Raw genomic sequence first — 9,833 nt, forward strand, 5'->3', positions numbered from 1 at the left:
TTGATAATGATGTTATCTCACTTTTAATCTATTGATTTAAATTTTTGGGAGTGAAATGTATGGCACACGATATGACCAAAGGTAATCCAATAAAACTGATTTTGCTTTTTGCGATTCCGCTTTTTATTGGGAATATTTTTCAACAGATTTACAATATGGCAGATACCTTTATTGTGGGCCGTACAATAGGGGTGGAAGCTTTAGCTGCAGTAGGTTCTACTGGGAGTATTATGTTTTTAATTTTAGGGTTTGCTCATGGCTTAACGTCCGGCTTAGCAATTCCGTTATCACAAAAATATGGAGCTAAAGAATATCATCAGTTACATAAATCATTTGGTGTCTCTTTGTTGATAACCTTTGGCATCGGTAGTGTCTTATCTATTACCAGTATGATGTTAAGTCGAAAGTTATTAGAAGCAATGCAGACACCGCCCGAAATTATCGAGCATGCTGCTAAATATATTTTTATTATTTGTAGTGGAATCTTAGCGACCATGTTATATAATTTACTATCTAACATTTTACGAGCCATTGGGGATTCTAGAACACCATTGGTCTTTTTAATCATTGCTAGTTGTATCAATATTGCTTTAGATTTGTTCTTTATCGTGAAGTTAAAGATGAGGGTTGATGGAGCAGCACTTGCAACGGTTATTTCCCAATGTTTTTCAGCGATCGCCTGTTCGATTTATATATGGCGTAATTTACCAATGTTACATCTTAATAGAGACTCTTTTAAAACAACGAAAGAAGAAGTGCAACATCATTTAGGAATCGGCTTTCCAATGGGATTCCAAATGTCGATTATTGCGATTGGTGCCATTACCATTCAAATCGCCTTAAACCGATTAGGATCAACCGCAGTAGCTGCTTATACCACATCAAATAAAATCGATCAAGTAGCTACGATGCCGATGATGTCCTTTGGGGTGGCGATGGCAACTTATGCCGCACAAAATTACGGTGCTAAAAAATTTGAGAGAATTTGGATTGGGGTTCGTGATACGGTTAAAATTTCAGTTACTTATAGTATTATTGTAGGTATTTTAATTAATTTATTTAGTCATCATTTAATTGAAATATTTATAGGGAAAGGTCAGACAGAAGTACTTGCACTTTCAAAATGGTTCTTTTTAACGAATTCTTCTATTTACTTCTTCTTAGCCATGTTGTTTATTTACCGTTATACCCTGCAAGGTGTGGGTGAGACTAGGACGCCGACCATCGCCGGCATTATCGAATTATTTATGCGAATGTTTGCTGCCGTTATTTTATCAAAATATTTTGGCTTTATTGGTGCCACTATTGCAAACCCCTTAGCTTGGATAGGGGCATTAACACCGATGATGTTGAAATATTATCGTTTTAAAAAAGAACATACACCTCAAGAATTAGGAGGGGATTTAATTGTTAGTGAAAAGAATTAATTTAGTTGAAAACGATGTTCATGCTACTTTAACAACTTATCTATTAGATGATTCAACAGAATTATTAAATGGAAAGAAAAGACCAGCTATTATCGTATGTCCAGGTGGAGGATATTTTAATTGTTCCGATCGTGAAGGTGAACCCATTGCATTAAAATTTAATAGTATGGGCTACCATGCTTTTGTTCTTAGATACAATATTTATTTAGAACCAGACGATGATTATATGATTGTTCATCAAAGTGAAACATTAGAGCCAAAAGAACGGACTCAATTTCCAAAACCAATGCATGATATTGCGAAAGCGATGCTATTAATTCGTGAACATTCCGAAGATTGGTTGGTTGATGTTGACCGAATTGGAATATGTGGTTTTTCTGCTGGTGGTCATAATGTATTATCTTATGGTGTTCACTGGAATCATGATTTAATTCAAGAAGCTTTTGATAATTTTGGAGAAGCACTGCGACCTGCTTTGGTGATTGCGGGTTACCCAATTTCAGATTATTTTGCAATGAGAGATTATTTGGATAAAAAGCGACCTGAAGTAAAAGCTTTCTTTAGTAAATCAAGCACAGTATTATTTGGCACCAGCACCCCGAGTGATGAAACTTTATTATTAGCAAGTCCAGCGCGTCAGGTAAGTAAGGATACTCCACCAATGTTTTTATGGTCGACCTTTGGTGATCAACAAGTACCGATTGAACAAACTACATTGATGGCGAATGCCTTAGCAGCCGCAGAAATTCCGTTTGCTTGTCATATTTTTGAAACTGGTCTGCATGGATTAAGTGTTGCGACTCAAGTATCTTCAGATGCAAAGTCTAAAATAAATTTAAATGTAGCTAAATGGATGGACTTGTTAGAAATGTGGTTATTAGAAAGATTAGAATTGGAATTGCCAGAAAAAAGTTGGTATGAAGAATAAAAAAATCGTCGACGGTTCTAAAACCAGTCGGCGATTTTGTTGTGATCCGGAAAATTAAGACTTAATCCCTAAATTTCTCCCAAGATTCTAGATAAGAATCATAATCGTGTTGCTGACGAAATTTGCTCGGACTTAAATCATAATAATTAGAAAAGCTTTTAGAAAAATAGAGTGGATCACGAAATCCCACTTTTTGGCTAATAGTGCTAATAGTATCATCAGTAGTTAATAGCATTGAAGCTGCGACTGTTAATCGTCGGTCGAGCAAAAATTGTTGTGGCGAAAAATCGTATTTTTTCTTAAATAATTTATACAGATAACTACGACTGACCGCTAGGTATTCAGCAACTTCTTCGATACTAATTTCATTCATATAATTAGTATAGATATAATGATATGCAACTTCAGCTAGTTCTTTGGAGGTTAGTGAATTTGTATTGTTTTTCACTGAAAATTCTTTTTTGATATAATTGAACAGTAAATATAGTTGACTCTTGTACCAAAATTCATTAGGTAAATTTGATTCATTCAATTGGGTTGTTTCACAGATATTTTTAATTACCTCTTGAGTTTTGCCATTAGGATGGAACTTTATTAAATGTTTATTCTTTAACAAAGTGCCATTAAGGTATTCTTCCAATTTGTCACCTTTTAGGCCAATCCAATAGGTAGTCCATGGATTATTGGCTTTAGGATAATAGAGAACATCGTCGGAATTGCGAATAATATAGCCCTCCCCCTTGTTAAGGGGGTACTTTTGCCCATTAATCTCAAAAAAACCTTCACCATCCACTACTAAATGTAGTACAAAATTTTGATATACTTTGTATTGATAAATTTCAAATTCGTCATAAGTTTGGATACCGCACTCATCAATATTTAAGTCGGATTCCGAATTATTAAAGTAAACCCATAGATTTCTCATTGCACCCTCCGAATGATGGAAACATTCGTCCATGTATTTTTATTCATTATAACATAGATTATTCTACAGTTATACCATATAATTTAAAGTGTAGGAAACGTTTACAGGTTTGTTTAAAAAATTAGGAGGAAAAAAGAATGAAAAAATGGATGAAAAAGTTTAGCGGTTTATTAGCAGTCGGCACTTTAGGTTCAGCTTTAGTAGCGGGTGTTCCAAGTGCTTCAGCTCAAGAAGAAATCAATGTATGGGCATGGGATCCAAACTTTAATATTAAGGCCTTGAATATTGCCAAAGAATATTATGCAAAGGAAAATCCCGATGTAAATGTGAACATTGAAGAAAATGCGCAAGCTGACATAATTCAAAAATTAAATACCGCGATGAGTTCCGGAGTAACAGATAGTTTACCAAACATTGTATTGATTGAGGACTATCGTGCACAAAGTTTCTTAACAGCCTATCCAGATACTTTTATTCCTTTAAATGATTATATTAATTCAGATGATTTTGCACCATATAAAATTGAAGCAAGTACAGTTGAAGAGAATTTTTATTCAGTACCTTTTGATACTGGGGTTACAGGATTATATATACGTACGGATATTTTAGAAGAAGCAGGCTACAAAGTAGAAGATTTACAAGACATTACTTGGACTGAATTAGAAGAAATTGGCTTAAAAGTACAAGAAACTACTGGTTTAAAAACTTTATCAATGGATTTAAATGATCTTGGATTATTTCGTGCGATGATTAATGGTTCTGGTTCTTGGTATACCACAGAAGATGGTGTCACACCAAATATTGCTGACAATGCTGCTTTAAAAGAAGCATTTGCTACTTTCAAATCAATGTATGAAAAAGATTTAGTGAACGTTCATAGTGACTGGGCTCAAATGTTAGAAGCGTTCAACACAGGTGTCGTTTGGACTGTTCCGCAAGGAAACTGGATTACACCATCAGTTGTTCAAGCAGCAGACCAAGCTGGTAAGTGGGCGGTGGTACCTTGGCCTAAACAAGAAGTGGAAGGCGCAACTCATTCTTCTAACTTAGGTGGTTCTTCATTCTATGTGATTAATAAGGAAGGTTCAGAAGCTGCAGCTGATTTCTTAGCTAAAACATTTGGTTCTAATGTTGAATTTTATGGTGATTTGATTACGGAAATGGGTGCTTTAGGTACGTATTTACCTGCACTAGAATCAGATGCCTATGATACTGAAGTTGAATTTTTTGGTGGACAAAAAGTTTATAAAGATTTTGCCGAATGGTCTGCTGAAATTCCTTCATTAAACTATGGTATTCATACTTATGCAATTGAAGATATTTTGAAGGCATCTTTACAACAGTATTTAGCTGGTGGCGACATTGATCAAATCTTCCAAGATGCTCAAGCCCAAGCAGAAAACCAATTAAATAACTAATATCAGTGTAAAAAATAAATTAAGGGCTGTAGAATGACAATCTTCTACAGCCTTTATAAATAGGAGTGAGAATTATGAATGTCTTTCAAAGACGAAAATTATTAGGTTGGGCTTTTATTGCTGTGCCAGTGGCCTTAATCATTTTATTCTATTTTTATCCAATGCTATCAGCCTTTATCATGTCATTACAGTCTGGAAAAGGTGCGAATTTATCTTTTGTAGGATTAACTAACTATAAGCGTTTATTATCTGATCCAGTCTTTATTCAATCTTTAAAAAACACCTTAATATTCTTGATTTTCCAAGTGCCGATTATGGTTGTTTTAGCTATTTTCTTCTCGGTTTTATTAAATAATAAAACGTTGAAGTTCAAAGGGATTTTTAGAACGATTGTGTTCTTACCGTCTGTCACTTCATTAGTTGCTTATTCTTTAATTTTTAAATATATTTTCGCAAATAATGGTGTTTTAAACCAAATACTAATGGCAATCAATGTTTTGGATAAGCCAATCATGTGGTTATCACATCCATTTTGGGCAAAAGTGGTCATTATTATCGCTATTACTTGGCGTTGGACAGGTTATAATATGATTTTCTTCCTTTCCGCTTTACAGAATATTGATGACCAAATTTATGAAGCGGCGGATGTAGATGGTGCGTCACCTATTGATAAGTTCTTTAAAATTACGTTGCCATTATTAAAACCAGTTATTTTATTTACATCGATTACCTCAACGATCGGTACCTTGCAATTATTCGACGAACCAATGAACATTACTCAAGGAGGACCGGGGAATGCAACGATGACCATCTCACAATATATCTATAATCTTTCGTTTAAGTATACACCAGACTTTGGCTATGCCGCTGCTGTTTCTTATGCGATCGTTATTTTAGTCATTATATTCTCTATTATTCAAATGAAAGTAGGTAATCGCGATGAAAAATAAAAATAAAATTTTTATATACATCTTTTTATTGATGATGTCAATTGTATTTGTCTTTCCGTTTTATTTCATGATTATTTCAGCGACGAATGCCAGTGTTGATGTAACGAGCGGCTCTTTATTGCCAGGAAAAGAATTATTAAACAATTTGAAAAACTTGTTTGAGCAAACAGATATGGTTACGGCTTTAAAAAATTCTGCCATTATTGCTGTCTCACAAACTGTTTTAGCATTAATAATCAGTTCGATTGCCGGGTATGCGTTTGAAGTCTACCGTTCAAAATGGACGGATATTGTCTTTAATATTATTTTGATGTCAATGATGATTCCATTTGCCGCTTTAATGATTCCATTATTTAAATTCTTTGGCCGTTTATCAACCATTAATCCTATGATTGGCTTCAATACTTATGCATCAGCTTATTTACCTTATATTGCAACGGCGTTCTTAATCTTTTATTTCCGTCAAAATACTAAAATGTTCCAACAAGAATTGTTAGAAGCTGGGCGGATTGACGGGCTATCTGAAATTGGTTTATTCTTTAGAATTTACATGCCGACGATGAAAAATACCTACGCAGCAGCAGCAATTATTACATTCATGAATGCTTGGAATAATTACTTATGGCCATTAGTTACTTTACAAACTAATGAAATGCGTACGGTACCGTTACTATTATCAAATTTAGGATCAAGTTATGCACCGGATTATGGCTTAATGATGATTGCGATTTTAATCGCCACCATCCCGACATTAATTATCTTCTTTGTATTACAGAAATATTTTGTAGCGGGTATGTTAGGTGCTGTTAAATAAGAAAGGATGAAGAAAAAGTGTTATTACCTAATTATTTTGAAAATTTAGAGGTGTTTCATGTAAATACTTTGCCTAGGAAAAATTATTATGTCCCATTTCATACGGATGACTTGTTTGAAACCTTAACCGAGCGTACGAAAAGTGAGTACTTCCATAATTTAAATGGCGATTGGGATTTTAAATACTTTACGAGTGTCAATCGAATTGAGAAAGCATATTGGGAAGACGATACTGAGTTAAGTTATGACCAAATTCCTGTGCCAAGTTGTTGGCAATTATATGGCTATGACCAAATAATGTATACCAATACTGAATATCCGATTCCGTTTGATCCTCCTTATGTCCCATTTGAAAATCCGGCTGGTTTATATCGTCGTCATTTTAAAATCAATAAAAAAGAACAAAAAGAATATCATTTAACCTTTGAAGGGGTCGATTCTGCTTATTATGTTTGGGTCAATCATCAATTTGTAGGTTATAGCCAAATTTCTCATGCCAGTTCAGAATTTGACATTACGCAATTTCTTCAAGATGGCGAGAATACATTGCATGTGTTGGTGTTAAAATGGTCGGATGCGACGTATCTTGAGGATCAAGATAAATTCCGTTATAGTGGCATTTTCCGTGATGTGTATGTCTTAGAGCGTGAGGTTGACCGAGTAGAAAGTTTCTTTGTTCGTCAAAGTTTCAATGATGATTTATCATTAGCTACTTTATCCGTTGAGCTTAACAAAACATGCGAAAATTTAGACGTTAAGTACCAATTATTAGCACCGAATAATGAGGTGATCCATGAGGGGACGACATCAGACAATGATTTTACGATTGAAGTGATGAATCCAGTTTTATGGAATGCCGAAGAACCTCAATTATACCGCTTATTGTTAACTGTAGGCAGTGAACATATTCAACAATTAGTAGGAATTCGCTTAGTAGAAATGAAAAATAATCAATTCTATGTGAATAATCGTTCGGTAAAATTAATAGGGGTTAATCATCATGATACGAATGCAAATACTGGAGCGACCGTGACACTAGATGATCAATGGAAAGATTTAACGTTAATTAAACAATATGGATTTAACGCTTTAAGAACAGCCCATTATCCAAAAAATGGTCAATTTTATGAATTGACAGACGTAATTGGGTTATATGTTATGAGTGAAGCGGACTTAGAAGGTCATGGGGTGGTAGACCTATATGGAATGGGTGGTAATGATAATTACAATGTTTTACCAGAAGACCCAGCCTTTGAAAAAGCTTTTGTCGACCGGATGGATGCTTCGATTATCCCATTCTTTAATAATAGTTCCATTGTAATGTGGTCAGCGGGTAATGAAACCGGTTATGGGCCTAATATTGAAGCGATGTTAAAACATGCACGTCAGTTAGATCCTTCTCGTCCATTGCATTACGAAGCGTATTGGTACTATGACCGCAGTAAAGAATATGATACTCAATATTTTGATAGTTGGAGTCGTATGTATGCTTCACCTACGGAAATTAAAGAATATTATTTAGACATTGAAAATATTGAAAAAGCGTTTATGTTATGTGAATACGCCCATGCTATGGGGAATAGTTCGGGGGATTTGACGGAATATTATGAATTGTTCTACCAATACCCAGAATTTGTCGGTCTTTATGTTTGGGAATGGGCTGACCATGCGGTCAATCTGAATCGTTTTGAACCTGATAAAACACCGGTCTATCGTTATGGTGGCGATTTTGGTGAATATCCGCATGCAGGTAATTTCTGTATGGACGGTTTAATGTATCCGGATCGAACACCACATGTCCTGGTAAAAGAACACCAAAACTTATTTAAACCTTTCTTGTTAGAAGACCTTGATTTAAATGCTAAGCAGTTTACGTTTAAAAATCGTCTCGATTTTGTTAATGCAAAAAACCGTTTTAAAGTGACTTTAGAAGTAGCGGATTTAACAGGAGCAGTAGTGGCAACTCACGAATTACCAAGGTTAGATATTGCACCACAAGCCAGTTTGACAGTTGATTTAAAGGACACATTGACTGATTTAACCACAATTAGCATTATCCGTTTTGTTTATCACGATTTATCGGATAATTTTGTTGGTTTTGATTGGGTTGAAGTCAATGAATTTGAATTAACTTTAGAATTATCAGAATCATCTACCAATATTACTTATGAGGAGTCGAATGCAACCGTGGCCATTACAACTGCTTTTGGTGAGGTCGTATTAAGTAAAGCAAATGCAGCGATTGAGCAATTAAAAGTGAATAAACAAACACTTTTAAACCAACCGGGAGAGTGGACTATCTGGCGTGCACCGACTGATAATGATCGTAACATTAAGCGCGAATGGCTACAAGCCAATTTTGATCGTCATCAAACAAGAGTACATGAGACGCATATTACAAAAGCAGATGATCATGTAAAAGTGTCCTTTGATGCGGTCATGCATGCTGTCGCAAGACAAAACTTCTTGGAGATGACCCTTGAGTATACTATCTTTGGCAATGGTTTGATTGAAGTGGCAGGAAAAGTGGCTAAAAATCCAGTGATTCCATTTTTACCTCGCTTTGGTATGACCTTGCCGTTACTAGCAAGCTTCGAAAACGTCAATTATCATGGTTATGGACCGGAAGAAAACTATCGTGACAAATACCATGCATCCTATAAGGGGAACTTTACGGCGACGGTAACAGAGATGTATGAACCTTATGTTACACCACAAGAAAATGGTAATCGAAGTATTAACCAACTCGTGCTAACGAATGGTCAACAATCATTGACAGTTCATTCTGTGAAAGGCATGCATTTTAATGCTTCTCATTATTCAATTAAACAATTAACAGAAGTGATGCATCGTGATAAATTAGTATTGGAGGATATGACTTATCTCCAACTAGATCCACAACAATCTGGTATTGGGACGAATGCCTGTGGACCAGAATTATTCGAGCATTATCGCTTAGATGATGATTTTGAATTTAAGTTTAATTTATTTGTGAAATGAGGTTAAACCATTAATTAAAGTACATGATCAATTATTTAATATTACTGCTAGTCAGTTTTCATTAATACTTGGCGTACATCATGGTTATGTGACGGTGAAACATCTTGGGGGTGCGATTGACGAGTATCGTCAATCGAATCCCTTAATGTGCGCCCAGCATGGGCGCACATCGCAATAAGAAGCGGACGAGTTTTTGTCCGCTTCTTTATATTTCGAACAATCGACCAAAAAGTTAAGCAGTATAAAAATTTATCACTTTGCTAAAATGTTTAGGGAGTGGGCCAGAAGTAGAAAATCGAATAAATTTTTGCTTCGTCTGTTTATCTCTGCACAATTGGGAGTTGATCAGGAGTAAAAAACGAATATATTTCG

At 35.1% G+C, this 9,833-nt stretch carries 7 protein-coding genes; 6 read left to right on the plus strand and 1 reads right to left on the minus strand.

What is annotated here, in order from left to right; translation table 11 throughout:
* The first annotated feature begins 59 nt into the window (after positions 1-59).
* Positions 60-1,427 carry an MATE family efflux transporter gene (locus tag GSA01S_RS01865; protein ID WP_066124283.1) on the plus strand — a complete coding sequence of 456 codons (1,368 nt, stop codon included), beginning with the start codon at positions 60-62 and terminating at the stop codon, positions 1,425-1,427.
* Positions 1,414-2,355 (plus strand): alpha/beta hydrolase, encoded by a 942-nt coding sequence (locus GSA01S_RS01870; protein WP_245631244.1) that lies wholly within the window; start codon positions 1,414-1,416, stop codon positions 2,353-2,355. The genes GSA01S_RS01865 and GSA01S_RS01870 overlap by 14 nt, the downstream gene beginning before the upstream one ends.
* 61 nt (positions 2,356-2,416) lie before the next feature.
* Here GSA01S_RS01870 and GSA01S_RS01875 read toward each other — a convergent pair whose 3' ends face one another.
* Entirely contained in the window at positions 2,417-3,280 is an 864-nt protein-coding gene (locus tag GSA01S_RS01875) for an AraC family transcriptional regulator (RefSeq protein ID WP_066124288.1), read from the minus strand.
* 137 nt (positions 3,281-3,417) lie between these two features.
* Here GSA01S_RS01875 and GSA01S_RS01880 point away from each other — a divergent pair, with 137 nt between their 5' ends.
* From GSA01S_RS01880 to GSA01S_RS01895, 4 genes are all read left to right on the plus strand, one after another.
* Positions 3,418-4,698, plus strand: a complete 1,281-nt coding sequence (locus tag GSA01S_RS01880; protein ID WP_066124289.1) for an ABC transporter substrate-binding protein — start codon at positions 3,418-3,420, stop codon at positions 4,696-4,698.
* A gap of 74 nt (positions 4,699-4,772) precedes the next feature.
* Positions 4,773-5,648 (plus strand): carbohydrate ABC transporter permease, encoded by an 876-nt coding sequence (locus GSA01S_RS01885; protein ID WP_066124290.1) that lies wholly within the window; start codon positions 4,773-4,775, stop codon positions 5,646-5,648.
* Entirely contained in the window at positions 5,638-6,462 is an 825-nt protein-coding gene (locus GSA01S_RS01890; RefSeq protein WP_066124292.1) for a carbohydrate ABC transporter permease, read from the plus strand. Before GSA01S_RS01885 ends, GSA01S_RS01890 begins: the two co-directional genes overlap by 11 nt.
* Positions 6,463-6,479: 17 nt before the next feature.
* The gene (locus tag GSA01S_RS01895; protein WP_066124293.1) at positions 6,480-9,461 is read left to right on the plus strand and encodes a glycoside hydrolase family 2; all 2,982 of its coding nucleotides are present in this window, start codon (positions 6,480-6,482) and stop codon (positions 9,459-9,461) included.
* The last annotated feature ends 372 nt before the right edge of the window (positions 9,462-9,833 follow it).

It is taken from the genome of Globicatella sanguinis NBRC 15551 (genome assembly GCF_001552295.1).
GTDB lineage: Bacteria > Bacillota > Bacilli > Lactobacillales > Aerococcaceae > Globicatella > Globicatella sanguinis.

Coding starts and splice junctions, on each gene's coding strand:
- GSA01S_RS01865 (WP_066124283.1), top strand. CDS start 60: ATGGCACACGATATGACCAAAGGTAATCCAATAAAACTGATTTTGCTT.
- GSA01S_RS01875 (WP_066124288.1), bottom strand. CDS start 3,280: ATGAGAAATCTATGGGTTTACTTTAATAATTCGGAATCCGACTTAAAT.
- GSA01S_RS01880 (WP_066124289.1), top strand. CDS start 3,418: ATGAAAAAATGGATGAAAAAGTTTAGCGGTTTATTAGCAGTCGGCACT.
- GSA01S_RS01885 (WP_066124290.1), top strand. CDS start 4,773: ATGAATGTCTTTCAAAGACGAAAATTATTAGGTTGGGCTTTTATTGCT.
- GSA01S_RS01890 (WP_066124292.1), top strand. CDS start 5,638: ATGAAAAATAAAAATAAAATTTTTATATACATCTTTTTATTGATGATG.